We start from the raw sequence: 26256 nt of genomic DNA, 5'->3' as shown, positions 1-26256 counted from the left end.
ATTACCCTAAATAGTTCAGATTGCGGAAAGGCGGCAACTGAGCAAATCCCCTGGCGCTTACTGACGTAAGCAACTGGGGTGAGAGAAAGCAGCCAACGCCCCAGCAATTTGAAATATAACGGGTAAACGTATTACGTAGAGGATTCAAGATGGCTACTGGAAAGATTATCCAGGTAATCGGCGCCGTAGTGGACGTCGAATTCCCCCAAGACGCTGTACCAAAAGTGTACAACGCCCTTGAGGTTGAAGGCGCAGCTCAGAAGTTGGTGCTAGAAGTTCAGCAACAGCTAGGCGGTGGTGTTGTTCGTTGTATCGCAATGGGCTCCTCCGATGGTCTGAGCCGCGGGTTGAAAGTAATCAACCTGGAGCACCCGATTGAAGTGCCAGTTGGTAAATCAACTCTGGGCCGTATCATGAACGTATTGGGTGATCCAATCGACATGAAAGGCCCTATCGGTGAAGAAGAACGTTGGGCAATCCACCGTGAAGCGCCTTCTTACGAAGAGCTTGCCAGCTCGCAAGATCTGTTAGAAACCGGTATCAAGGTAATGGATCTGATTTGTCCGTTCGCTAAGGGCGGTAAAGTGGGCCTGTTCGGTGGTGCGGGTGTAGGTAAAACAGTAAACATGATGGAGCTTATTCGTAACATTGCGATCGAGCACTCAGGTTATTCTGTATTTGCCGGTGTGGGTGAACGTACTCGTGAGGGTAACGACTTCTACCACGAAATGACTGACTCCAACGTTCTGGACAAAGTATCCTTGGTTTATGGCCAGATGAATGAGCCACCAGGTAACCGTCTGCGCGTTGCACTGACCGGCCTGACCATGGCGGAGAAATTCCGTGATGAAGGTCGTGACGTACTGTTGTTCATCGATAACATTTATCGCTATACCTTGGCGGGTACGGAAGTATCCGCACTGCTGGGTCGTATGCCATCAGCGGTAGGCTACCAGCCAACGCTGGCAGAAGAGATGGGTGTGTTGCAGGAACGTATTACATCCACCAAGACGGGTTCAATCACCTCTGTTCAGGCCGTTTACGTGCCAGCGGATGACTTGACTGACCCATCACCAGCAACCACCTTTGCTCACTTGGATGCAACCGTCGTTTTGAGTCGTCAAATCGCCTCTCTGGGTATTTACCCGGCGGTTGACCCACTTGACTCCACCAGCCGTCAGCTCGATCCGCTGGTTGTTGGTCAGGAGCACTACGATGTAGCGCGTGGCGTGCAGTCTATTCTGCAACGTTACCAAGAGCTGAAAGACATTATCGCGATTCTGGGTATGGACGAGTTGTCAGAAGATGACAAACTGGTTGTATCCCGTGCGCGTAAAATTCAGCGCTTCCTGTCTCAACCGTTCTTCGTGGCAGAAGTCTTTACCGGTTCACCGGGCAAGTTCGTGTCGCTGAAAGATACCATTCGTGGTTTCAAAGGCATCATGGACGGCGACTATGACCACTTGCCGGAGCAGGCGTTCTACATGGTTGGCACCATTGAAGAAGCAGTGGAAAAAGCCAAGAAACTGTAACGCTGTTGACTGGAGGGTGACATGGCTGCAATGACTTACCATCTGGATGTTGTGAGCGCAGAGAAGAAGATGTTCTCTGGTGTGGTACAAAAAATTCAGGTGACGGGCAGTGAAGGCGAACTGGGGATTTTCCCTGGACACGCCCCACTGCTCACTGCCATTAAGCCTGGCATGATACGTATCGTTAAGCAGTTCGGTGAGGAAGAGTTTATTTATCTTTCTGGCGGCATCCTTGAGGTGCAACCGAGCGTTGTGATCGTATTGGCTGACACTGCTATTCGCGGAACTGATCTGGACGAAGCTAAGGCGCTGGAATCTAAGCGTAAAGCTGAAGACCATATCAATAACTCCCACGGTGATGTCGACTATGCCCAGGCATCCGCTGAATTGGCGAAGGCGATTGCGAAACTACGCGTAATCGAACTCACCAGGAAGGCGATGTAATTTTACAGGAGTGGATTTTTAGTAATCCATTGATATGTAAGGTTATTATATATTCAAAGTGATTGGGGTTGTCGATAGTAAGCGTAGGTCGCTAACCTCCTACAACTTCAAACACGGTGGATATGAAGAACAATAGAATGCCAGTCAGTAAAACTGATTGGCATTTTTTTTACTTTTACGCTCAATAAAACTGACTTTCTGTCCTCTCCACCCTTGGGTGCTGTCATTTAACCCACCTCTCCTGTATTTCATTAAGCCTCAGCTAAACTCAAAGCGTTTCTTTCTGAAAACTCTTGTTTCTTGTCGTAAAATAAGTAGTTAATAACCTGAATGAGTGAGTGTATTTTAATGAAAACAGATCAGAAAACGTCGCTGATCGCAGACACTTTTTGCTACATTTTTTCGTTACACGGCCGCTAGCCACAACCCTTGAGCCACGCGGGTTGAGTACGTTTTTCGCTGAGAAATATGTAGTAATTATTTCGCTAAACAGGTTTACTTCCGTCTATTAAATTGGAGTTATCAGGTTGCTTATGTCTAACAGCTCAATGAGTGTAGTCATCCTTGCCGCAGGTAAGGGGACTCGTATGTATTCCGACCTTCCTAAGGTGTTACACCCATTGGCAGGTAAGCCAATGGTCCAGCATGTGATTGATGTTGCTATGAAGTTGGGTGCACAAAATATCCATCTCGTTTATGGGCACGGTGGTGAGCTACTGAAAAAGACGCTGGCTGATCCGTCCTTGAATTGGGTATTGCAGGCAGAACAGCTAGGTACCGGGCACGCGATGCAACAAGCTGCACCGCATTTTGCTGATGATGAAGATGTCCTGATGCTGTACGGCGATGTGCCGTTGATCTCAGTTGATACTTTACAGCGGCTGTTGGCAGCCAAGCCACAAGGTGGTATTGGCTTGTTGACGGTGAAACTGGATAACCCAAGCGGTTATGGCCGTATCGTGCGTGAAAATGGTAATGTGGTCGGAATTGTTGAGCATAAAGATGCCAACGATGCACAGCGCGAGATTAATGAAATCAACACCGGAATACTGGTGGCTAACGGGCGTGATTTAAAACGCTGGTTATCTCTGTTGGATAACAATAATGCTCAGGGTGAGTTTTATATCACCGACATTATCGCGTTAGCTCATGCCGATGGTAAGAAAATTACCGCAGTGCATCCCTCCCGCCTTAGCGAAGTTGAAGGGGTGAATAATCGTGTGCAACTGGCGGCTCTTGAACGTGTATTTCAGGCCGAACAGGCTGAAAAGCTCTTGTTAGCCGGTGTGATGTTGCTGGATCCTGCGCGTTTTGATTTGCGCGGAGAGTTAACACATGGCCGCGATATTACTATTGATACCAATGTCATCATTGAAGGTCATGTCACGCTAGGCGATCGGGTGAAAATAGGTACCGGCTGCGTGTTGAAAAACTGTGTGATTGGTGATGATTGCGAAATCAGCCCGTACAGCGTGCTGGAAGATTCACGTCTGGATACCGGTTGTACTGTCGGGCCATTTGCCCGCCTGCGCCCAGGAGCTGAGTTAGCTGAAGGCGCACATGTCGGTAACTTTGTTGAAATTAAGAAATCCCGCTTAGGTAAAGGCTCTAAAGCCGGACACCTCTCCTATTTAGGCGATGCTGACATTGGCTCTGGCGTAAATATTGGCGCAGGAACCATAACTTGTAACTATGATGGAGCTAATAAATTTAAAACTATTATTGGCGATGATGTCTTTGTTGGGTCCGATACTCAGCTTATCGCACCCGTAACGGTAGCAAAGGGTGCGACGATTGCTGCCGGTACCACGGTCACGGGTGATATTGCTGAAAATGAGTTAGTACTCAGCCGAGTTAAACAGGTCCATGTGCAGGGTTGGCAGCGTCCGGTTAAGAAAAAATAATCTATATCCGTCATACTTCAAACTGTATGTGCGTTGGCTGCGCTCAAACACCCAGTCACTTATTGGTCGTTGACCTTAAAATAAGTAAGCTCCTGGGGATTTGCTCAATTGCCGCCTTCCTGCAACTCGAATTATTTAGGGTATATAACAGTCCCTTCAATATCATTTATTCTTTGAAGGGCTGTTTTTTTGAATGAATGTTTTGCACTGTATTTTTGGTTTATCTATTTATTCTGAGAATACAGATCAAAACATAATAATCCCCAACTCTACAGGCTCGGGGAACCCGGAAAATCCGGATCAATCAGGTCACTGGCATCGACAAGGTTCTAAAAGAACCTTACATAGGAATAAAACAGATGTGTGGAATTGTTGGCGCAGTAGCGCAACGTGATATTGCTGAGATTCTGATCGAAGGTTTGCGTCGTCTTGAATACCGTGGCTATGACTCTGCGGGTTTGGCGGTGGTTGATGCTGACAGTAATCTGACCCGTTTACGTCGTGTAGGTAAAGTTCAGGCATTGTCTGATGCTGCTGAAAAGCAGGATTTACATGGTGGTACCGGGATTGCACATACCCGTTGGGCTACCCATGGTGAGCCATCAGAGGCCAATGCGCACCCTCATGTTTCTGACTATATCTCAGTGGTTCACAACGGTATTATCGAAAACTATGAACCTTTACGTGAGTTATTGATTGGCCGTGGTTATAGTTTCAGTTCTCAAACCGATACCGAAGTTATTGCTCACTTGGTGCACTGGGAGCAACAGCAAGGGGGTTCTTTGCTGGAAGTGGTTAAGCGTGTGATCCCACAATTACGCGGCGCTTATGGCACCGTCGTGATGGATAGCCGTGATCCAAGTCGTTTGGTGGCTGCTCGTTCAGGTAGCCCGCTGGTGATTGGTTGTGGCGTGGGTGAAAATTTTATCGCTTCTGACCAACTGGCTTTGCTGCCGGTAACCCGTCGCTTTATCTTCCTGGAAGAAGGTGATGTGGTTGAAGTCACTCGTCGTAGCATCGATATTTTTGATAAGCAGGGTAACGCTATTGAGCGCCCTGAAATTGAATCTCAGGTGCAATATGATGCTGGCGATAAAGGTATTTACCGCCATTACATGCAAAAAGAAATTTATGAACAGCCAATGGCGATTAAAAATACGCTGGAAGGCCGTTTAAATCATGGCACGATTGATTTGTCAGAACTGGGCCCGCAAGCAGATGCCTTGCTAGCAGATGTTCAACATATTCAAATCATTGCCTGCGGCACTTCTTATAACTCAGGGATGGTTGCTCGTTATTGGTTTGAGTCATTAGCGGGCGTGCCTTGTGATGTGGAAATTGCGTCTGAGTTCCGTTACCGCAAATCCGCTGTGCGCCCTAATAGCCTGTTGATTACCTTGTCACAATCCGGTGAAACCGCCGATACATTGGCAGCCCTGCGCTTATCCAAAGAGTTAGGGTATTTAGGTTCACTGGCCATTTGTAACGTAGCCGGTTCTTCACTGGTGCGTGAATCAGATTTAGCGTTGATGACTAAAGCCGGTACCGAGATTGGTGTGGCCTCAACAAAAGCCTTTACCACTCAGTTAACGGTTTTACTGATGCTGGTGGGGCGTATTGGTAAGCTGAAAGGTGCTGATGCCAGCCTGGAACAGAACATTGTTCATGCATTACAGGCTTTGCCTGCCCGTATTGAACAGATGCTGTCTCTGGATAAAACCATTGAAGCGCTGGCTGAAGGTTTCTCTGATAAACATAATGCATTGTTCCTTGGCCGTGGTGATCAATATCCGATTGCGATGGAAGGTGCGCTGAAACTGAAAGAGATCTCTTATATTCATGCAGAGGCTTATGCCGCGGGTGAGTTGAAGCACGGCCCGTTGGCATTGATTGATGCTGATATGCCGGTCATCGTGGTCGCACCAAACAATGAATTGTTGGAAAAACTGAAATCCAACATTGAGGAAGTGCGCGCGCGTGGCGGCTTGCTGTATGTGTTTGCCGATCAAGATGCAGGGTTCACTGATAGCGAAGGCATGAAAATTATTCAGTTGCCGCACGTGGAAGAGATTATTGCGCCTATCTTCTACACCGTACCGCTACAGCTATTGTCTTATCACGTTGCCTTGATTAAAGGCACTGATGTGGATCAGCCACGTAACTTGGCAAAATCGGTAACGGTTGAATAAATCGTAATAGAACTCGCATCAATCTAAGCCGGTATATGCCGGCTTTTTTGTTTGGTCGTTGAGTAAAAGATTGTCATTTTCGACTAAAAAACAAACGTATTTTTGGCGTTTATTGAAACGATAAACTAAACTTTTTGCGAATGAAAAGATAAAATAGCCGCTTAGAAATAGAATCAAGATCATGATAAATAAGTAATTTATCTTAACCTTAAATATCTGTCATATAACTGTAATATTTCGTACATTTTTATGTCATTAAAGTGTCCTATTTTCCCTCCTGCACCATACTTAATCTGATGAAAACAATTTATACACTTTGTACTTAAAGCAGCAGGGTTGTTAGCTACGTTCGCTCACCCGAATCACTTACACGCGTAAGCTCATCGGGATTCGTTCGCTTGCTGCCTACCTGCTACTCCAAGTTCTTCGGTATAGAGTTAATTCTAATATCCCATTAGGAGGGATTATGAAACTGATGCGTACCACCGTAGCCAGCATTGTGGCAGCGACTTTATCTATGACCACTGTGTCCGCGTTCGCTGCTGCAAGCCTGACAGGTGCAGGTGCGACATTCCCCGCGCCGGTGTATGCCAAGTGGGCAGATTCTTATCAGAAAGAAACAGGTAACAAAGTTAACTATCAGGGGATCGGTTCTTCCGGTGGCGTGAAACAAATCATTGCTAACACGGTTGATTTCGGTGCCTCTGATGCGCCATTAACCGACGAAAAACTGGCCACTGAGGGTTTATTCCAATTCCCGACAGTAATTGGCGGTGTGGTGTTAGCGGTGAATATCCCAGGCATTAAATCCGGTGAACTGACGTTAGACGGTAAAGTACTGGGTGATATTTATCTGGGCAATGTGAAGAAGTGGAATGATCCGGCGATTGTTAAGTTGAATCCGGGCGTTAAATTGCCAGATCAAAATATTGCTGTAGTGCGCCGCGCTGACGGTTCAGGCACCTCATTTGTATTCACCAGTTATCTGGCTAAAGTGAATACACAATGGAAAGAAAAAGTGGGTGCGGGTTCTACGGTTAATTGGCCAACCGGTTTGGGCGGTAAAGGTAACGACGGTATTGCTGCATTCGTCCAGCGTTTGCCTGGCGCTATTGGTTATGTGGAATACGCTTATGCTAAACAGAATAACCTGGCTTATACCAAGCTGATTTCAGCCGATGGCAAACCAGTCAGTCCAACAGAGCAAAGCTTTAGCGCTGCGGCAAAAGGTGTAGACTGGAGCAAAACGTTTGCGCAAGATTTAACCAATCAAAAAGGTGATGATGTCTGGCCAATTACCTCAACAACCTTCATCTTGGTGCACAAAGAGCAGAAAAATGCGGCTAACGGCACCGAAGTCCTGAAGTTCTTTGATTGGGCATACAAAAACGGTACTGAACAAGCCAATGCACTGGATTACGCCACATTACCAAAAGAAGTGGTTGAACAGGTTCGTGCGGCTTGGAAAACCAATGTAAAAGACAGTAACGGTAAGCCAATCTTCTGATTTACTGGCAACAAGTGATTTATAAAATATTGATTCACAATATATACCCTAAATAATTCGAGTTGCAGGTAGGCGGTAATTGAGAGGATCCCCAGGAGCTTACTTAAGTAAGTGACTGGGGTGAGCGAAAGCAGCCAACACCCCTGCAGCTTGAAATATTAGGGGTAGGATGAGAAGAGAGTCTATGGCTGCGAATAAGCCGACTACCAAAGCACCGAGTCAATACGGTGACATCATTTTCAGTGCGCTGGTTAAACTGGCTGCGCTGATTACGCTATTTCTGCTGGGCGGCATTATTATTTCATTGATTGTTGCTTCCTGGCCCAGTATCGAAAAGTTTGGTTTTGCTTTCCTGTGGACTAAAGAATGGGATCCTCCGGCTGAGCAATTCGGCGCATTGGTACCGATTTACGGCACCATTGTCACCTCTGTTATTGCCCTGCTCATTGCGGTCCCGGTCAGTTTTGGTATTGCCCTGTTTCTGACGGAGCTGGCACCTAACTGGTTAAAACGCCCGTTGGGTGTGGCGATTGAGTTATTAGCCGCTATCCCGAGCATTGTTTACGGTATGTGGGGTTTGTTTGTCTTCGCCCCGCTGTTTGCCCGTTATTTTCAAGAGCCGGTTGGCAACGTGATGTCCGGCATTCCTATTGTGGGAACGCTATTCTCCGGCCCGGCATTCGGTATTGGTATTCTGGCGGCCGGTGTCATTCTGGCAATCATGATTATTCCTTATATTGCCGCGGTAATGCGGGATGTATTTGAACAAACGCCAGTGATGATGAAAGAGTCAGCTTATGGTATCGGCTGCACTACCTGGGAAGTTATTTGGCGTATTGTGCTGCCTTACACCAAAAATGGGGTTATCGGTGGTGTGATGCTGGGGTTGGGTCGCGCTTTGGGTGAAACCATGGCGGTGACCTTCATTATCGGTAACACCTACCAACTCGACAGCTTCTCGCTGTTTATGCCGGGGAACAGTATCACCTCTGCATTGGCAAATGAGTTTGCCGAAGCTGAATCCGGTTTACATACCGCTGCATTGATGGAGTTGGGGTTAATCTTGTTCGTTATCACCTTTATCGTGTTGGCAATATCTAAGTTAATGGTTTTGCGTCTGGCTAAGAAAGAGGGGCGCTAACATGGCGACCATGAATATGCAAAGTGATGCGACGCTGATGGAATCCCGCCGTAAAAAGCAGGCATGGCGTCGTCAAAAGAACCGAATTGCCTTGATACTTTCAATGGCAACCATGGCATTCGGCTTGTTCTGGCTGGTGTGGATTTTATTCTCTACTATCACCAAGGGTATTGACGGGATGTCTCTGGCGCTGTTTACCGAGATGACCCCGCCCCCTAATACCGCAGGAGGGGGCTTGGCAAATGCCATTGCGGGCAGTGGTTTGTTGATTCTGTGGGCAACCGTTATCGGTACGCCACTGGGTATCATGGCGGGGATTTATCTGGCGGAATATGGCCGTAAATCTTGGTTGGCGGAAATCACCCGCTTTATTAATGACATTTTGTTATCGGCACCATCTATCGTTGTCGGCTTGTTTGTTTACACCATCGTGGTGACGCGGATGGAGCACTTCTCTGGCTGGGCTGGGGTGATTGCGCTGGCGCTATTACAAGTGCCTATTGTTATCCGCACCACTGAAAACATGCTGAAGCTGGTACCGGATAGCTTGCGCGAAGCGGCTTATGCATTGGGAACGCCAAAGTGGCGCATGATATCAGCCATTACGCTGAAAGCGTCTATCTCGGGTATTTTGACCGGTATTTTGCTGGCAGTGGCGCGTATTGCCGGTGAAACAGCACCACTGTTGTTTACCTCGCTCTCCAACCAGTTCTGGAGTACCGACCTGAGTCGGCCTATTGCTAACTTGCCGGTCACCATATTTAAGTTTGCCATGAGTCCGTTTGCCGAATGGCAGCAGTTGGCTTGGGCTGGGGTGCTGTTGATTACCCTGTGCGTTCTGTTATTGAATATTCTGGCTCGGGTTATTTTCGCGAAGAAAAAGTATTAATTAGCGCGCAACAATAGTGATGAGCTAAGAAAAAACCGATTCGCCAATAAATTTCAAAATGCGGCTACGGCGGCATTGGCTAAAAGAGAGAAGTCTTGATGAGTATGGCTACTGACATCAACAACAGCAAAATTCAGGTTCGCGATCTGAACTTCTACTACGGCAAATTCCATGCGCTGAAGAATATTTCGCTGGATATTGCCAAGAATCAGGTCACAGCATTTATCGGCCCATCAGGCTGTGGTAAATCTACTCTGCTGCGTACATTCAATAAAATGTATCAGTTGTATCCGGATCAGCGTGCTGAAGGCGACATCTTACTGGATGGCCAGAATATCCTGACCGATAAACAAGACATTGCCTTATTGCGGGCTAAAGTGGGTATGGTTTTCCAAAAGCCAACCCCGTTCCCGATGTCTATTTACGATAACATTGCTTTTGGTGTGAAGTTGTTTGAAAGCCTGTCTCGTACCGATATGGATGAGCGGGTGCAATGGGCGCTGACCAAAGCGGCATTGTGGAATGAAACCAAAGACAAGCTACACCAGAGTGGTTATAGCTTATCAGGCGGGCAGCAGCAGCGTCTGTGTATTGCCCGTGGTATTGCCATTCGTCCGGATGTATTGCTGTTGGATGAGCCTTGTTCGGCGCTTGACCCCATCTCCACTGGCCGTATTGAAGAACTGATTAGCGAATTGAAGTCTGATTATACGGTGGTGATTGTGACGCATAACATGCAGCAGGCCGCCCGCTGCTCAGATCACACGGCATTTATGTATCTGGGCGAACTAATTGAATTCAGTGATACGGATACCCTGTTTACTGCGCCGCAGCAAAAACAGACGGAAGATTATATCACCGGTCGCTATGGCTGAGGGGCCTATCCCCGTCATACTTCAAGCTGCATGTGCGTTGGCTGCTTTCGTTCACCCCAGTCACTTACTTAAGTAAGTGACTGGGGATTCGCTCAATTGCCGCCTTCCTGCAACTCGAATTATTTAGGGTATATAGTAATTTTGCCTATTTACATGTACGGGAAGTATTATGGATAACTTGAATCTAAATAAACATATTTCTGGCCAGTTCAATGCAGAACTTGAGCATATCCGCACCCAAGTTTTAACTATGGGTGGGCTGGTGGAACAACAATTATCTGATGCGATCACCGCAATGCATAATCAGGACGGTGAACTGGCGAAGCAGGTCATTGCGGGCGATAGAAAGGTCAATATGATGGAAGTGGCCATTGATGAAGCCTGCGTGCGCATCATTGCCAAACGTCAGCCAACCGCCAGTGATTTGCGTTTGGTGATGGCCATTATCAAGACTATTTCTGAGCTGGAACGTATTGGTGACGTCGCGGATAAAATTTGCCGTACGGCATTGGAAAAGTTCTCTCATCAGCACCAGCCTTTGCTGGTTAGTCTGGAGTCTTTGGGCCGACATACGGTGCAAATGCTGCATGATGTGCTGGACGCCTTTGCTCGCATGGATTTGGATGAAGCTATTCGTATCTATCGTGAAGACAAAAAGGTCGATCAGGAATATGAAGGCATCGTGCGCCAATTGATGACTTATATGATGGAAGATCCGCGCACCATCCCTAGTGTACTGACAGCGCTGTTTTGCGCCCGCTCCATTGAACGTATTGGTGACCGCTGCCAGAATATTTGTGAATTTATTTTCTACTTCGTCAAAGGGCAGGACTTCCGCCACCTTGGTGGGGATGACTTAGAGAAACTACTTTCCAGTAAGACTGAAAAATAACAATATCCCCAATCATCCTGGCGAATTAGGTGGGTTGGGGATCGGTTTTTGTCTTTGACTCCACCCGTTTTTACCTTCCTTTCTTTGAACAATATAAATTAACTCTACATTGTTTCATGTTTGTTTATATTCTAAACCCTAATTGATTGACATAATTAAATGGAAGTTTGTTTCTCTGTTTTTATATTTTCCTGATGATTTAATTATTGATAGGAAATGTATTTTCCTTTTGGTGGAAGGTCTGTTTCCCATATCATTTTTTTTCGGGAGTATGTAATTTTTCAGCTTAACATAATTATTTTTATATATTTTACGCGGGGGCGGGATAAGTGAACATGAGTCTGTATATGCACAAAAATATCACGCTTAGCCTCTTTTGGCTGCTGTGGATTGCATGTTTAGTCAGTTATATCGTTTACAACTTATTTTTTTACCTACTACTTGCTCCTACCTTATTCCTAATGTTTATTTTGGTAAAAATTATGTTTAAAAAGAAAAATAACACTAATAGCGAGGTGTCATCAGTGATTGATTTCGCTAAAAAAGTCAATTCAGCTTTACCTGATATGGCACCGGATACCACTAAAATCAATACTGTTATTGCCGCAGGAACGCAATTAAAAGGTGATGTTAATCTCGATGGCGATATTCAAGTTTACGGTGTCGTGATTGGCGATATTACGGTTAATGAGGGCACCATAAGGTTGATGCGCAGCGGCCAGATTGAAGGGAACTTAACCGCTCCGCATATTACCGTTGATGGGCGGGTGGAGGGGGTTTGTGTTTCTGAACATCTGGAAATTCTGGAAAATGGCCGTTTAAATGGCATCGTAAAAGGCAGTAATTTCTCAATCAAGAAAGGGGGTATCTTTATTGGTCAATCAGAGATTACAGAAGAGTCCTCTAGCCAGAACAAGAGCAAAATAAAGCCAGTGGTGGTTGCGAGGCAAGAAAGTATTCAGGTAATTGATGAAACATCTACGAATAAATCTACCAGTAACCCATGATTTTTTATCAATATAATGAGATTCATTCACTGAGATTAATTGGTTATAAAGATATCGTTTTATATTATTTCCTGACCTAACGGCAAATTGATAGCTTATGAACATCACAAGATTTCAATTACCTTAGGAGCTTTCCATGAAGCAATCTCTTTCCACTAAAAAAAGCGCAATCGCATTAACGCTATTAGCTGGCCTGGCTACGCTTTCTGGCGCGGCTCATGCAGATAAACTGGACGATATCAAGCAAGCTGGCGTGGTGCGAATTGCTGTTTTTGATAGTAACCCGCCGTTTGGTTATATCGACCCACAGACTAAAAAACTGGTGGGATATGATGTGGATATCGCAAATGCTATCGCTAAGGACTTAGGGGTGAAAGTGGAATTGCGCGCAACCAATCCAGCTAACCGCATTCCGTTGCTGACGTCCAAAAAAGTGGATTTGATTGCCGCCAACTTCACTATTACTGATGAGCGCGCGAAAGAAGTGAACTTCAGTTTGCCGTATTTCGCCACCGGTCAGAAATTTATTGCTCATAAAGGTGTGTTAAAAACACCTGAAGATATCCGTAAATTACGAATTGGTGCCGATAAAGGGACGGTTCAGGAAATTACCCTGCGTGAGCATTATCCCACTGCGAAAGTAATTTCTTACGATGATACCCCGTTGGCATTCACTGCTCTGCGTAATGGTAATGTTCAAGCTATCACTCAGGATGATGCAAAACTTGTTGGTCTGCTGGGTAATCTGCCAGCGGCACAAAAAGCTGACTTTGAGATATCGCCTTTCAGTATTACCAAAGAATATCAGGGCGTGGGTATTCCTAAAGGTGAAGATCGTTTAACGGCGAGTGTTAACGAAACACTGGTTAAACTGGAAAAAGACGGCCAGGCGGTGGAAATTTATGACCGTTGGTTCGGGCCGGAAACCAATGCATCCCAGCCGCGCGGTGAGTTTAAATTTGCGCCCCTGGATCAACAGCCTAAAGCCTAATATATCCTTCGTCCTTGAAGTTGCAGGGGGTTAGCTGCATACCCTACCTGCAACGTTAAGGGTTTTGGCTATAGCGCTGTCGTAAAAATAAGATGGATTTTATTGTGTATGTAAATACCCGTGCTATTCGGATATCAGACGGATATAGGCCTAAAATCCTATGAATCTACATCATCTCACTGATTGGCTGCTGGCCCCGCAATACCTTGGCTGGCTGTGGAGCGGTTTTCTGCTTACGCTGTGGATTTCCGCCTGTACAGTAGTGGCCTCCACGCTCTTAGGTTTTTTGCTAGCCGCAGCCAGAGATAGCGAACTTAAAGCCTTGCAATGGTCTGCTGTGGGTTACAGCACGCTATTTCGTAATACGCCGCTGCTGATCCAACTGTTCTTTTGGTATTTTGCCGCCAGCCAATTCCTACCTGCATCTTGGATCCCTTGGCTCAATACTCCCCATGAACTAACCGCTTTCGGGCTAACGCTGAGCTGGCCTTCTTTTGAATTTTTAGCCGGTTTTATCGGGTTGACTCTCTATTCCACCGCATTTATTGCTGAAGAGTTACGTGCAGGGATCAGTGGGGTAGCGAAGGGGCAAAAATATGCCGCTCATGCTCTGGGGCTAACTGGCTGGCAATCCATGCGCCATGTGATATTACCGCAGGCGTTGAAAATCGCTATGCCGCCGTTACTTGGCCAATATATGAATATTATTAAAAATTCGTCATTAGCGATGGCGATTGGAGTCGCTGAACTTTCTTATGCTTCCCGTCAAGTTGAAACCGAGACGTTAAGGACATTTCAGGCATTCGGTGTGGCAACGGTATTGTATATCGCCATTATCGCGTTGATTGAAGCCTGGGGCATGTGGCGTCAACAACGAACCGCGGTCAAGGGGCATTGAGATGGATTTTACCATAATTGCCGATAACTGGACTTATCTCCTGTGGGGCACTTTCCCGGATGGTCCGTTGGGCGGCGCGGCATTAACCTTGTTGATCAGCATTATCGCCGGAGTTGCTTCTGCTATTTTAGGCATCATTTTGGGCGTATTGCTGGCCATGTCTCGTGGTGTCTGGGCAGGTATATTAGCCGCTTTTTTGGGGTTTTTCCGTGCTATTCCGGTGATTATGCTGATTTTCTGGACCTATTTCCTACTGCCAATTGTATTTGGTGTGGATATACCCGAAATCACCACGGTAGTATGCGCGCTGGCGCTAATTGCTGCCGCATATCTGGCTCACGCGGTAAAAGCAGGGATTGTAGCTATCGGTGCCGGGCAGTGGCAGGCAGGGTTGTCGTTAGGTTTTAATCGCTGGCAGGTATTATGGTTTGTGGTATTACCGCAAGCATTGCGCATCATGGTGCCGTCATTTATTAATCAATGGATTTCATTGATTAAGGATACGTCACTGGCTTATATCGTCGGAGTGAATGAACTGACGTTTCTGGCGACTCAGGTCAATAATCGCAGCATGGTGTACCCGATGGAAGTGTTCCTGTTTGTCGCGTTGGTCTACTTTGTTTTATGTCTGTCATTGGATCTGCTGGCGAATGGCCTTAACCGCCGCTTCAGCCCGCAACATGCGATTAAGAAGCAAAGCGCCATTAAACGTTCATGGCGCTGGTGGCGAAATAGACCCGCATTGTCAGTCAGTTAATGGCCGGTGATATGCCAGCCTCTTGCGTGCCATAGATCAGGCAATTGCTGCATATCATCAAATAGGGTAACCAGCGGATGGTGTATCGGCTGGTTGTGTGGATCGGCGCAGTAGTAAAATACCGGTATACCCGCGGCAATCCCGGCGTGAGTACCCGCGGCAGAGTCTTCCACCAAAATACAGTGCTCAGCGGCGACCTTCATCTCTCTGGCTGCATGATAAATCAACGCTGGATCTGGTTTCCAGCGTTGAATGTCGTAGCCGCTGTACAGCCGGTTATCAAAGAAAGGCAGTAATCCAGTCAGGCCAAGGGAGTGCTGCATTTTACTGACCGGCCCATTGGATACCACGCAAACCGGCAGGGTGATTTGCTCTAGTAGGGTCTTTGCCCCAGCGATAGGCTGCAACTGAGTATCAAACAAGCGAGCAACTTCATCGCGATAGAGTTTCTCCAGCGTTTCTATTGGTTGGTCCAGGCCATTTTCCTGGCTCACCAGTGCGACAATCTCATTGAGTTTTACGCCCTTAAAGCGTTTAATCACCTCTTCCAGCGACAGGTGAATATCATAATGGGCAAACATTACGACATATGCCTGACAACACAAGACTTCACTGTCCACTAAGGTACCGTCGCAATCGAACATGACGCATTCAATGTTACTCACTTATTTCTCCCTTTAATCATACCAACCCTCTTTATCCCACTTTAACCATCCTGCCCGAGAATGCGATATATAATTACCCTGCTATCAATTAAATTTATATTAATTTAATAAATTTCAATGGGTTATATTGGTGGTGGTTAACATCAAGCCATCTGTTGCGCAACTCGGTAGATAAAAAATAGTCAAAAATAGTGTGATCTCGCTCTAACCTCGTGTTTTTTGTTATAGGATACTCCCCGACTATCACTCCCTTTTGTGGAACTCTTCGAATGAGTAAACCAAACCTTGATACTGAGCAGGGGCTGCTCGAACGTGTATTTAAACTGAAACAGCATGGTACAACCGCCCGTACTGAGCTGATTGCCGGTATCACCACCTTTTTGACTATGGTCTATATCGTATTCGTTAACCCGCAGATTTTAGGGGTTGCGGGTATGGATGTGCAGGCGGTATTCGTCACAACCTGCCTGATCGCCGCTTTTGGCAGCATTTTTATGGGGTTATTGGCTAACTTACCGGTAGCACTGGCACCGGCGATGGGGCTTAACGCTTTCTTCGCTTTTGTGGTGGTTGGCGCGATGGGTATCTCATGGCAAGTGGGCATGGGGGCTATTTTCTGGGGCGCAATCGGTTTCCTTCTACTGACTATTTTCCGTATCCGTTATTGGATGATAGCGAACATTCCGCTGAGTCTGCGGGTGGGGATCACCAGCGGTATTGGTCTGTTTATCGCCATGATGGGGCTGAAAAATGCCGGTATTGTGGTAGCAAATCCAGATACCTTGGTGGCAGTCGGTAATTTGACCTCTCACAGTGTGCTGCTGGGGGCGCTGGGCTTCTTTATCATTGCGGTTTTGGCATCACGGAATATCCATGCTGCGGTGCTGGTGTCGATTGTCGTGACGACCCTCATCGGCTGGGCGCTGGGTGATGTGCATTACTCTGGTATTTTCTCTATGCCGCCAAGTGTGACATCTGTGGTCGGGCAGGTTGATATAGCCGGTGCGCTGAATATTGGTATGGCGGGGGTTATTTTCTCCTTTATGCTGGTTAACTTGTTCGATTCATCTGGCACATTGATTGGTGTGACGGATAAAGCCGGTTTAACCGATAATAAAGGCAAGTTCCCGCGCATGAAACAAGCGCTGTACGTGGACAGCATCAGTTCTGTTGCCGGTGCTTTAATCGGTACCTCGTCAGTGACGGCCTATATTGAAAGCTCTTCTGGGGTTGCTGTGGGTGGCCGGACCGGTTTAACCGCAGTGGTTGTCGGGATCCTCTTTTTGCTGGTGATGTTTATTTCGCCGCTGGCCGGTATGGTGCCTGCTTATGCTGCTGCGGGTGCGTTGATTTATGTTGGCGTACTGATGACATCCAGCTTGTCGCGAGTGAAATGGGATGATCTGACTGAAGCGGTTCCCGCGTTTGTTACCGCAGTGATGATGCCGTTCAGCTTCTCTATCACTGAAGGGATCGCGCTGGGCTTTATCTCTTATTGTCTGATGAAGTTGGGTACCGGTCGCTGGCGTGAAATCAGCCCATGTGTGGTGGTGGTGGCGCTGTTGTTTATGCTGAAAATTGCGTTTGTTGATCACTGATAGCGAATGATTGGTAATTGATCTTGAAAACGCCCCCGATTTAGACACTGAGGGTTGGGGCGTTGTTTTTATCATCTTATTTTAATTGAGCTTTAATTTGCTCTAATGCCTGGGTGGCACACTGTACATCCAAATGGCCTCCTGGCGCACCGGCAACCCCTACCGCACCCACCACTTCATCTCCTGCTTTCACTGGCACTCCGCCACCTAACAGCAAGAAGCCGGGAATATCTTTCAGGTTATTTGCCGCTGGCGTCTTTTGGCTGTTTTCCATCACTTGCCCGCTCGGGGTTTTGGTCGACAGAGCAGTAAAGGCTTTTTGCTCACTGGCTTTTACGGTATGTGGCCCGGCATTATCAGCGCGCAGCACAGTTTTGATGATACCTGCGCGGTCTACCACAGTGACGGCGACGTTATAGCCATCAGCCTGACAAATGGCGAGGGTGCGGCTTGCCAAATCGGTGGCCAGTGCTTGGGAGATATTGCGTTCAGTGTTTAGACCCGCAGCAGAGGCTTGAGTTATCAGGCCGATGAATAAGGCGGAGGTCAGGGCAATAGGCTTGATCATATAAAATCCTTATTGTTAGCGAAGTGATTTCATCACAGTACCGCTATGCTACGGCGATAAGTGGTGAAAAAATAGTCGGCTAACTACCCGTTTTGCTCCGTAGTTCTACCTATACTCATCATACTTCAAGCTGCATGTGCGTTGGCTGCCTGGCTGCAATGCCAATGACTTTGGGTAGATTATTGGGAAGGTAAATGACGTGTAATTATAAATGAGTAGCTATGGATAAGTGATGCCAGCGAGTTGACCTCCAGCTTGGTGAAGATATTCGCGCGGTGGGCCTCTACGGTTCGTGGCGAAATCGACAAAATATGAGCAATTTGTTTGCTGGTTTCCCCACGGATGATCAGGGCGGCAACCTCGCGTTCGCGGGCAGACAGTTGGCTGAGTAACTGTTGATAGCCTGCTTGCTGCTGATTGGCCGCCAGCGCCTGTTCATGCTGCTCTAACGCCATGCTGACGGTTTCGATCAGCACATCGGCATCAATTGGTTTGGTCAAAAATTCCAGTGCGCCGCCTTTAAAGGCCCGACGGCACAATTCAATATTACCGTGTCCGGTCATTATGATGACCGGTAGAGTGCTATCACGATATTGAATAGCCTCTAATACCGCTATTCCACTTTTACCTGGCATTCTGATATCCAGCAGTACACAACTTGGCTGAGTGACTGCCAGTGTATCGAGGAACAACTGACCGTTACTGAAGGTTTTTACTTCCCAACCCATGGTGGCGAGTAATGCTGCCAGCGCGGCACGCACGCCGTCATCGTCATCAATCAGATAAATGTGTTTTATCATATGCACTCTCGGCAATCAGGGGAAAAGTTAGGGTAAAGCAAGCGCCACCATATTCACTGTTTCCCGCTTTTATGTCACCACCCATTCGTTGTACCAATGTTTCGCACAGCGTTAGTCCCAATCCTAAGCCACTCTCACGGGTGGTATAAAAGGGGGTAAACAGGTTATCTAACTGCTGATTACTGAGTCCTGGCCCGTTGTCTTCAATCTGGATAACCCATAGTTTCGGTTGTTGGCTAACCGTGAAGATGATCATCGGTGTTGGGGTCTGTTGTATAGCGTGAATAGCATTACTGAGCAAATTATGAAAAACCTGCTCCAGCCATAATGGGTCACTCTGAAGTGGGGGTAAATCTGCGGGAATGTCGCTGCGGATAGTGACATTACTGGCCATTATTTCTTGATTTAACAGCACGTTAACCCGATTCCAGAGGTCTGCCACGCTAACCGGTTGTAAGTTTATCTGCCCACGGCTGAGTAACGTTCTTAGGCGTTCCAGCAAAGCAGCAATCCGTTTGATTTGCTCTACAGAGGCCACCAGCAACGGGGCGACTTTTTCGTGCTGCATCGGTAATAACCGCAGGGCGGTCTGGTTATAAGTCAGTGTGGCGGTAAGGGGTTGGTTCAACTCATGGGCAATACCGGTGGCAATCTCACCCATAGCATTGAGCCTGGCTTGATCTGCAAATTTAGCGCGTTGTTCAGCATGTAAACGGTCTTGCGCCAATTGCTGCCAGCGGTGCCAGCCATACAAAGTGGCGGCGATTATCAGTGAAAAAAGTAGCGCGGTTAACCACGGTAAATCACGCCAAACCGGGGTTGCATGACCGATTAAGGTAAAAGACTGCGCCCCTTCACCCAACGGTTTTTGCCACTGCCAGAAACTTTCGGGGGCTGAATGGCCCAAAACAGCGAGTTGATGCTGCTGATGGCGCAATACTATGCTGTCAAAACTGGGAGGTAAGCCTACTACTTGTAACAATTGTTGGCCGTTAATCTGCAAACTGCTGCCGCTGTATGAGTTAGATAAGCGGTAATCTCCCCCCTGAATTTGCAGGGTTAGTTGGCCCGCTGTTGATCTGTCTACCGGTATTGGGTTTATTGCCACCAACTGGGGGAAATGGCGCTGTAATTGTGTCAGTTGGCCAGGTTCCAGAGCCAGAAACATAATAGCCTGCTGTTGGGCCAGTTGTTGACTCAACTCGCGATGGGTAATGCGAAAATCAGCTTCACGCTCGGCTTGTTGTGTATTCAGCCCGTACCAACCCAGCCCCACAGTGGATATCAGGGTCAGGATAAGCCAGACAGTGATTTTAACGGCCATTGGTCAGCAGTATCCGCAAAAGAGAAGGTGGCTATTGATAGCATGTGTGGGTTGACCGAGGAAACCCCCAATGGGTATTAGCCGATGAGGGGGTTTCAATAATGGCTTATTTCACGCGGACACGATCAATATAGGTAGCAAAGGCTGAAAGCTGACCGGTGAGGAAATCCAGCGTTCCTTTATCAATCAGTTTCTTGGCTTGTTCATCCACTTTGCTTTGGATAACCCCTCCCATAAACTCAGGCTTATTCATCACCATTGCTTCAAGGAAGACCAAAATCTGGCGCAGATGATATTGGCAGCGTGCCCCACCGATCGGCCCCATTGAGCTGGTTTGAATTGCCACCGGTTTATTCGCTAGCGGTTGGTTAGGCAAACGGGATAACCAGTCAATCGCATTCTTTAACCCACCGGGTACCGAATAGTTATATTCCGGTGTCACGATAATGACGCCATCAGCCTGGCGAATCTGATCCGCAATGGCCTGAACCGTGGTCGGGAAGCCATCTTCCTGCTGTACGTCAGCATCATAAAGCGGAATATCACCAATAGAAGGCAGTGCTTCAATGGTGACACCTGCGGGTGCTAATTTCGGCAGCGCACGAGCCACCATGGCATTGTATGAACCGCTACGCAGACTGCCTAACAGAGTAACAATTTTAAGGGCTTGCTGTGACATGACATACTCCCGCTCAATGAATAAATGATGCTGTATACCCGCCATATTTCTCGTTGCAGGGCTTCCCTGCATCTTGAACTCTATTGGGTATATCTTCACCAGAGTAGGCCAAACTTGCGCGATAAAACAATAATTATCTGCGGATCTTACTGGCAAATAAATTACCCAGCGATTGGATTAGTTGTACGGTGATAATCAATACAATCGCGGTAGTGACAGTGACAAAAGTATCAAAGCGCTGATAACCATAGGTAATGGCTAAATCACCAATCCCGCCCCCTCCTACCGTACCCGCCATGGCGGTGGCGCCAATCAGACCAATGGTGGCGGTGGTTAGCGCCAATATTAATGACGACAGTGCTTCGGGAAGTAAAAAATACCAAATCGCTTGCAATGGGGTCGCGCCCATCGATTTTGCCGCTTCCAGAATACCGGGGTTAACATCCAGTAATGAGTTCTCTACCAACCGGGCAATATAAGGAGCGATAAAAATAATCAATGGCACAATCGCCCCTGGTGTTCCGATGGTGGTATTCACAATCAGCCGGGTAAGCGGAATAATCGCCACCATCAAAATAATAAACGGCAGCGATCGGATAATATTGATCACTGGATTGAGGATATTATAAAAAACACGGTTGTTAATTAACCCACCCGGCCGGGTCACTACCAGTAAAATCCCCAAAGGAATGCCAATAAGAGAACCGATCACCAATGAAATACTGACCATAACCAGTGTGTCGTGCAGTGCCTGGACAAATTGGTCCAATGTAATTGCGGTTTCGATCATCAATTTATTTCCTGTATATCAATTCCGGTTCCTGCCAGATAAGCCACAGCGCTATCAATGATGTGGTTCTCGCCGGTTAATAACAGCACCATATGGCCGAGCGTGGTGTCCTGTATCTCTGACATGTTGGCGAACAGAATATTGACGCCAATATCATATCGTCTGATTAGCTGATTGATTACCGGTTGTGTGGCGATAGCCCCCATAAATGCTAAGCGGAATTGGCGACCCGTATGGCTGTTATCCAACAGTTTTTTCACACTGTCGGGTAAACTGTCTTTTATCACGGTACGGACGAAATTAATCGAGGTGGGATGGGTGGGGTGACCAAAAACGCTTAATACCGTACCCTGTTCAATAATTTGGCCGTTTTCCATTACAGCCACTTTATTACAGATTTTTTGAATAACAGACATTTCATGGGTAATCAGCAAGATCGTAATGTTGTATTGCTGATTAATTTTCTTCAGTAATAGCAAAATTTGGGCAGTGGTTTGCGGATCCAGTGATGACGTTGCCTCATCACATAACAGAATGGATGGATTGGTTGCCAGAGCGCGTGCAATACCGACTCGTTGCTTCTGACCACCCGATAACTCATTAGGGAAGCTGTGGCTCTTATCCCCCAGCCCAACAAAATTCAATAGTTCAGCCACCCTTTCCTGTATGAATTTTTTATTTTTTCCTAATAAAATAAGCGGCATAGCGACATTTTTAAAAACAGTCTTTGATTCCAGTAAATTGAAGTTCTGGAATATCATGCCGATATTTTTTTTCAACAATCGGAGCTGATCATGGCTAAAATCATGCAGATTCTTACCATCGATAATCACATTGCCTGACGTCGGGCTTTCCAGCGAATTTACCATCCGTAATAAGGTGCTTTTCCCTGCGCCGCTATAACCGATAATGCCAAATATATCGCCATCTTCGACGGTTAAACTAACATCATTAAGGGCCTGTAGTTTGATACCTTTACGCTCAAAGTCTTTAGAAATATGCTTAAGCTCAATCATCAGGTTATTCCATTATTTCAGATAATCAGGCAGCATATAACCCGTGTACTTATCGTTTTCCAGAATGTATTTTTTGAATTCAGGTGAGTGATATCCTGCAATAATATCCTTGGCAAACTCAGCGTCTTTATTTTTACCGGCAACGGTTACCACATTAACGAACTGTGTGGTGGGCTTTTCAAGTTGCAGGGCTGAGGTGAGTTTTATGCCATTGGATACGGCAAAGTTACCCTGGATAGCACCGAAGTCTACATCGGGTAAGGCTCTGACTTGCTGCGCATTATCCATCTCTTTGATGACCAAATGATAAGGATTTTCTGCAATATCTTTTTGTGAGAAGGTTGCGGGGTCAATTTTTTCCTGCAATTTTATCCAGCCAATAGATTGCAGCAAGAGTGCTGCGCGGTATTCATTTGAGGGCTGGTTGGGCACTGAAATCAAAGCACCTGCTTTGGGCTTATCTTCTTTTTGATGTTTATCAGAATAAAGCCCCATCGGTGGGGTTGGGACCTGAATAATACCTGTATTTTCAATGCGTAATCGGTCATTTATTGCTTGCAGATAAACAGGGTGCTGCATAATATTGCCATCAATTTCACCGGTGCTGACAGCATTGTTTACCTGGATCCCATCATTGAAGTCTTTATATTCAATACGGTAACCTTTCTTTATCAGATACGGTGCCACACCCTTTTCAAATTGTTCCTTATACGGACCGGGGTTAAACCCTAGTTTAATCACTTTCTTCTCATCACTATGAGCATTCAGTGAGGTTAAAATAATCAAACTAAATAATGCTATCGCCAGTGAACGTATTCTCATCATAATTTCCCTGTAAATAAATATAAATAAAATTTCTAAAGGCAGTTTTATTTATCAGGTTGCAGGCTATGGTGTTATCCGTAAACGAATAAAATAGCCTTAGCTTATCCACTATAGATATATAGGATAAGAATGTGGGTATATCAGGGGAGTATAACGAGAGAGACATGATGAGTGAATTATCAACCTGCTGCACGGTAGCCGCGCAGCAGGCTCTACAAATATAAACCTGAGTTTAGCCCTGAATCAGATTAGGGATTTTCACATCAGGGTTAACGTCAGCGTCGTAGTCCACACCGTCGATGGCGAAACCAAACAGATTTAAGAACTCGGTCTTATAACCGATAAAATCAGTCAGTTGGTCAATATTGTCGTTGGTGACTTGATCCCACAATTGCTGTACGTGGTTTTGAATTTCAGGATCCAGTTCTTTGTAGTCAGCACGCAGGCGGCCTTCTTGGTCCATATGTGGCGCGCTGCCACACAGACTATCTTTATACAGTGCATAAACTTGCTCGATACAACCCTCATGAGTGCCTTTTTCTTTCATCACTTTGAATAACAGTGATAAATACAGTGGCATCATTGGAATAGCAGAGCTTGCCTGAGTGACAACGGCTTTCAATACCGAAACACGGGCATCGCCGCCGCCGTGGGCAGATAAGCTATTGCGGATAGTCAGAACTTTTTGGTCCAGATCCTTTTTGGCCGCGCCAATGGAACCATTCCAATAGATATCATGAGTGATTTTCTCGCCCAGATAGGTAAAGGCGGTGGTTTGCGCACCGTCAGCCAGCACACCCGCTTCCAGCAGTGCATCAATCCACATCTGCCAGTCTTCACCTCCCATCACCGCCACCGTGTTGTCGATCTCGGTTTGCGTCGCCGGTTGCAGCACGATTTCTTTGATTACTTCCTTGTCGGTATCAAGGCTACGGACGGTAACCTCATGACCGATTGGTTTCAGTGTGGAGTTAAACACTTCACCGGTTTTTGGATGAGTACGACGCGGTGAAGCCAGGCTGTAGATAACTTGATCAACCTGACCTAAGTCTTGTTTGATAGCTTCAATGGTCAGTTGCTTAATCTTATCGGAGAAAGCATCGCCATTGATGCTCTTCGCATACACGCCTTTTTGCTCAGCGAATTTATGGAACGCGGCACTGTTGTACCAACCGGAGGTACCGGGTTTACCTTCTTCACCTGGGCGCTCAAAAAACACACCCAGCGTATCGGCACCACAACCAAATGCTGCTGTGATGCGAGCTGCCAGCCCGTATCCAGTTGACGCGCCAATCACTAATACTCGTTTTGGGCCGTTAGCGATTGGGCCTTCTGCTGTGACATAATCGATTTGTTTTTTGACGTTGGCTTCACAGCCCGCCGGATGTGCAGTCACACAGATAAAGCCGCGTACACGTGGTTTTATAATCATGGATACCTCAGTTTATGAATAAAGTTAAGTGCTCGAGCTACCGTTGATTCAGACTCTAACCGTTCGGACTCATAGAGCTAGATTATCAAAATTAGCGATAATCTGCTCCAGCTCTATAGCATCACACTCATTTTCCGATACAAAAACTGGAGAAAATTCGCCCCAGTAAGTCATCTGAGCTAAATTCACCGGTAATTTCACTCAATGACTGTTGTGCTAAACGCAGTTCTTCCGCCAGTAGCTCACCAGCGTAAGCGCTTACTAACTGTTCATGACCTTGCACCAGGTGCTGTGCGGCAGTTTCCAGCGCTTGTAAGTGACGGCGGCGTGCCAGGAAGCCACCTTCGGTGTTGCTGGTAAAGCCCATACTTTGTTTTAGATGGTTACGCAGTAGGTCAATGCCGTCACCAGTACGTGCTGATAAACGAATAAGTGAGTGACCATTCACTTCGGTTAGACCCAAGGTTTCACCGGTAATATCGGCTTTATTGCGCACCACGGTGATCGGCAGTGTCGACGGCAAACGCGCCATAAATTCTGGCCAGATAGCGGCTGGCTCGGTCGCGTCGGTGGTGGTGCCATCAACCATAAACAGCACTCGGTCGGCCTGTTCTATCTCATTCCACGCCCGTTCGATACCAATGCGCTCAACTTCGTCACTGGCTTCACGTAAACCAGCAGTATCGATGATATGCAGTGGCATTCCATCGATATGAATATGTTCCCGCAATACATCACGGGTTGTACCGGCGATATCGGTCACAATCGCCGCTTCACGGCCTGCTAACGCATTGAGTAAACTTGATTTTCCGGCGTTCGGGCGGCCAGCAATCACCACTTTCATTCCTTCGCGTAACAAGCTGCCTTGGCGGGCCTCGGTGCGCACCTGCTCCAGATCTGCCATCACCCCGTTCAGTTGGCCTTCAATTTTGCCATCAGAAAGGAAGTCAATTTCCTCATCCGGAAAGTCTATCGCAGCCTCGACGTAGATTCGCAAGTGAGTAAGTGCTTCCACCAATTGATGGATCCGTACTGAAAATGCACCCTGCAATGAGTTTACTGCCGAACGTGCGGCTTGCTCTGAACTGGCGTCAATCAGGTCGGCAATGGCTTCTGCTTGGGCTAAATCCAGTTTATCGTTCAGGAACGCCCGCTCAGAAAATTCACCCGGACGGGCAATGCGCAGCCCTGGTAGGGTCAGAATGCGTTTTAACAGCAAATCCAGTATCACAGGGCCACCATGACCTTGCAATTCCAGCACGTCCTCACCTGTAAAGGAGTTCGGGCCAGGGAAGTAGAGTGCGATACCTTGGTCCAAGGTACTGCCATCTGTATCTTTAAACGGCAGATAATCGGCATAACGAGGCTTGGGTAATTTACCGAGAACCGCCTGTGCGACCGCGGTGGCAGCACGACCTGAAACACGCAAAATACCAACACCGCCACGGCCTGGGGGCGTTGCTTGTGCCACGATAGTATCAGTGGTGTTCATGGTTATTTCTCTCTTTAAAAAGAATAAGGCGGTCATATAGC

General features: G+C 46.9%; 24 protein-coding genes. 14 read left to right on the top strand and 10 right to left on the bottom strand.

The annotated features are described in order from the left end of the window. Window positions 1-149: 149 nt before the first annotated feature. From atpD to AEP37_RS08130, 13 genes are all read left to right on the top strand, one after another. Window positions 150-1532: a F0F1 ATP synthase subunit beta gene (gene atpD, locus AEP37_RS08190; RefSeq protein ID WP_049612263.1), complete on the top strand. Its 1383-nt coding sequence runs from the start codon at window positions 150-152 to the stop codon at window positions 1530-1532. Between the two features lie 21 nt (window positions 1533-1553). Next, complete coding sequence (locus tag AEP37_RS08185) at window positions 1554-1976, top strand: F0F1 ATP synthase subunit epsilon (protein ID WP_004393020.1); 423 nt, start codon at window positions 1554-1556, stop codon at window positions 1974-1976. A gap of 533 nt (window positions 1977-2509) precedes the next feature. After that, entirely contained in the window at window positions 2510-3880 is a 1371-nt protein-coding gene (gene glmU, locus AEP37_RS08180) for a bifunctional UDP-N-acetylglucosamine diphosphorylase/glucosamine-1-phosphate N-acetyltransferase GlmU (RefSeq protein ID WP_049612261.1), read from the top strand. Window positions 3881-4239: 359 nt separating this feature from the next. Next, window positions 4240-6069 carry a glutamine--fructose-6-phosphate transaminase (isomerizing) gene (gene glmS / locus AEP37_RS08175; protein ID WP_049612260.1) on the top strand — a complete coding sequence of 610 codons (1830 nt, stop codon included), beginning with the start codon at window positions 4240-4242 and terminating at the stop codon, window positions 6067-6069. 466 nt (window positions 6070-6535) lie between these two features. Then, window positions 6536-7576, top strand: a complete 1041-nt coding sequence (gene pstS, locus AEP37_RS08170; protein WP_049612258.1) for a phosphate ABC transporter substrate-binding protein PstS — start codon at window positions 6536-6538, stop codon at window positions 7574-7576. Between the two features lie 184 nt (window positions 7577-7760). Further along, a complete protein-coding gene (gene pstC / locus AEP37_RS08165; RefSeq protein WP_049612256.1) occupies window positions 7761-8717 on the top strand; it encodes a phosphate ABC transporter permease PstC in 957 nt (318 codons plus the stop codon). 1 nt (window position 8718) lies between these two features. Then, window positions 8719-9606 (top strand): phosphate ABC transporter permease PstA, encoded by an 888-nt coding sequence (gene pstA / locus AEP37_RS08160; protein WP_049612255.1) that lies wholly within the window; start codon window positions 8719-8721, stop codon window positions 9604-9606. A 98-nt stretch (window positions 9607-9704) separates the two neighbouring features. Continuing rightward, a complete protein-coding gene (gene pstB, locus AEP37_RS08155) occupies window positions 9705-10481 on the top strand; it encodes a phosphate ABC transporter ATP-binding protein PstB (RefSeq protein WP_049612253.1) in 777 nt (258 codons plus the stop codon). 169 nt (window positions 10482-10650) lie between these two features. Beyond that, window positions 10651-11373 (top strand): phosphate signaling complex protein PhoU, encoded by a 723-nt coding sequence (phoU, locus tag AEP37_RS08150; RefSeq protein WP_049612252.1) that lies wholly within the window; start codon window positions 10651-10653, stop codon window positions 11371-11373. Between the two features lie 335 nt (window positions 11374-11708). Continuing rightward, window positions 11709-12380, top strand: coding sequence for a bactofilin family protein (locus AEP37_RS08145; RefSeq protein ID WP_049612250.1), 672 nt, complete (start codon window positions 11709-11711; stop codon window positions 12378-12380). A gap of 136 nt (window positions 12381-12516) precedes the next feature. Next, entirely contained in the window at window positions 12517-13371 is an 855-nt protein-coding gene (locus AEP37_RS08140) for an ABC transporter substrate-binding protein (RefSeq protein WP_049612248.1), read from the top strand. A gap of 160 nt (window positions 13372-13531) precedes the next feature. Further along, entirely contained in the window at window positions 13532-14269 is a 738-nt protein-coding gene (locus AEP37_RS08135) for an amino acid ABC transporter permease (protein WP_049612246.1), read from the top strand. A 1-nt stretch (window position 14270) separates the two neighbouring features. After that, window positions 14271-15026, top strand: a complete 756-nt coding sequence (locus tag AEP37_RS08130; protein ID WP_049612244.1) for an amino acid ABC transporter permease — start codon at window positions 14271-14273, stop codon at window positions 15024-15026. Here AEP37_RS08130 and yieH read toward each other — a convergent pair. Then, window positions 15023-15691, bottom strand: coding sequence for a 6-phosphogluconate phosphatase (gene yieH / locus AEP37_RS08125; protein ID WP_049612242.1), 669 nt, complete (start codon window positions 15689-15691; stop codon window positions 15023-15025). The genes AEP37_RS08130 and yieH overlap by 4 nt on opposite strands. 269 nt (window positions 15692-15960) lie before the next feature. Here yieH and AEP37_RS08120 point away from each other — a divergent pair, with 269 nt between their 5' ends. After that, window positions 15961-17289: an NCS2 family permease gene (locus AEP37_RS08120; RefSeq protein ID WP_049612239.1), complete on the top strand. Its 1329-nt coding sequence runs from the start codon at window positions 15961-15963 to the stop codon at window positions 17287-17289. A 76-nt stretch (window positions 17290-17365) separates the two neighbouring features. Here the strand turns inward: AEP37_RS08120 and AEP37_RS08115 are convergent, their stop codons facing one another. The 9 genes from AEP37_RS08115 to mnmE all read right to left on the bottom strand — a co-directional run bounded on the left by AEP37_RS08115 (window position 17366) and on the right by mnmE (window position 26215). Continuing rightward, window positions 17366-17857: a GlcG/HbpS family heme-binding protein gene (locus AEP37_RS08115; protein WP_049612237.1), complete on the bottom strand. Its 492-nt coding sequence runs from the start codon at window positions 17855-17857 to the stop codon at window positions 17366-17368. 179 nt (window positions 17858-18036) lie between these two features. Continuing rightward, on the bottom strand, window positions 18037-18657 hold the full coding sequence (locus tag AEP37_RS08110) for a response regulator transcription factor (RefSeq protein WP_049612236.1): 621 nt from the start codon (window positions 18655-18657) through the stop codon (window positions 18037-18039). Continuing rightward, window positions 18632-19981, bottom strand: a complete 1350-nt coding sequence (locus AEP37_RS08105; RefSeq protein ID WP_049612234.1) for a sensor histidine kinase — start codon at window positions 19979-19981, stop codon at window positions 18632-18634. The genes AEP37_RS08110 and AEP37_RS08105 overlap by 26 nt, the downstream gene beginning before the upstream one ends. A gap of 106 nt (window positions 19982-20087) precedes the next feature. Continuing rightward, window positions 20088-20660, bottom strand: a complete 573-nt coding sequence (locus AEP37_RS08100; protein ID WP_049612298.1) for an NADPH-dependent FMN reductase — start codon at window positions 20658-20660, stop codon at window positions 20088-20090. A gap of 133 nt (window positions 20661-20793) precedes the next feature. Beyond that, window positions 20794-21450 (bottom strand): methionine ABC transporter permease, encoded by a 657-nt coding sequence (locus AEP37_RS08095; RefSeq protein WP_049612232.1) that lies wholly within the window; start codon window positions 21448-21450, stop codon window positions 20794-20796. Further along, window positions 21450-22466: a methionine ABC transporter ATP-binding protein gene (locus AEP37_RS08090; RefSeq protein WP_049612230.1), complete on the bottom strand. Its 1017-nt coding sequence runs from the start codon at window positions 22464-22466 to the stop codon at window positions 21450-21452. The genes AEP37_RS08095 and AEP37_RS08090 overlap by 1 nt, the downstream gene beginning before the upstream one ends. A 12-nt stretch (window positions 22467-22478) precedes the next feature. Then, on the bottom strand, window positions 22479-23288 hold the full coding sequence (locus tag AEP37_RS08085; protein WP_049612229.1) for a MetQ/NlpA family ABC transporter substrate-binding protein: 810 nt from the start codon (window positions 23286-23288) through the stop codon (window positions 22479-22481). A gap of 235 nt (window positions 23289-23523) precedes the next feature. Further along, complete coding sequence (gene fabV / locus AEP37_RS08080) at window positions 23524-24723, bottom strand: enoyl-ACP reductase FabV (protein WP_049612226.1); 1200 nt, start codon at window positions 24721-24723, stop codon at window positions 23524-23526. A gap of 127 nt (window positions 24724-24850) precedes the next feature. Beyond that, window positions 24851-26215: a tRNA uridine-5-carboxymethylaminomethyl(34) synthesis GTPase MnmE gene (gene mnmE / locus AEP37_RS08075; protein ID WP_049612224.1), complete on the bottom strand. Its 1365-nt coding sequence runs from the start codon at window positions 26213-26215 to the stop codon at window positions 24851-24853. Between the last annotated feature and the right edge of the window lie 41 nt (window positions 26216-26256).

It is taken from the genome of Yersinia pekkanenii, from assembly GCF_001152565.1.
GTDB lineage: Bacteria > Pseudomonadota > Gammaproteobacteria > Enterobacterales > Enterobacteriaceae > Yersinia > Yersinia pekkanenii.
The sequence above is the reverse complement of the archived record's forward strand: the minus strand, read 5'-3'. Positions and strand labels throughout refer to the sequence as shown.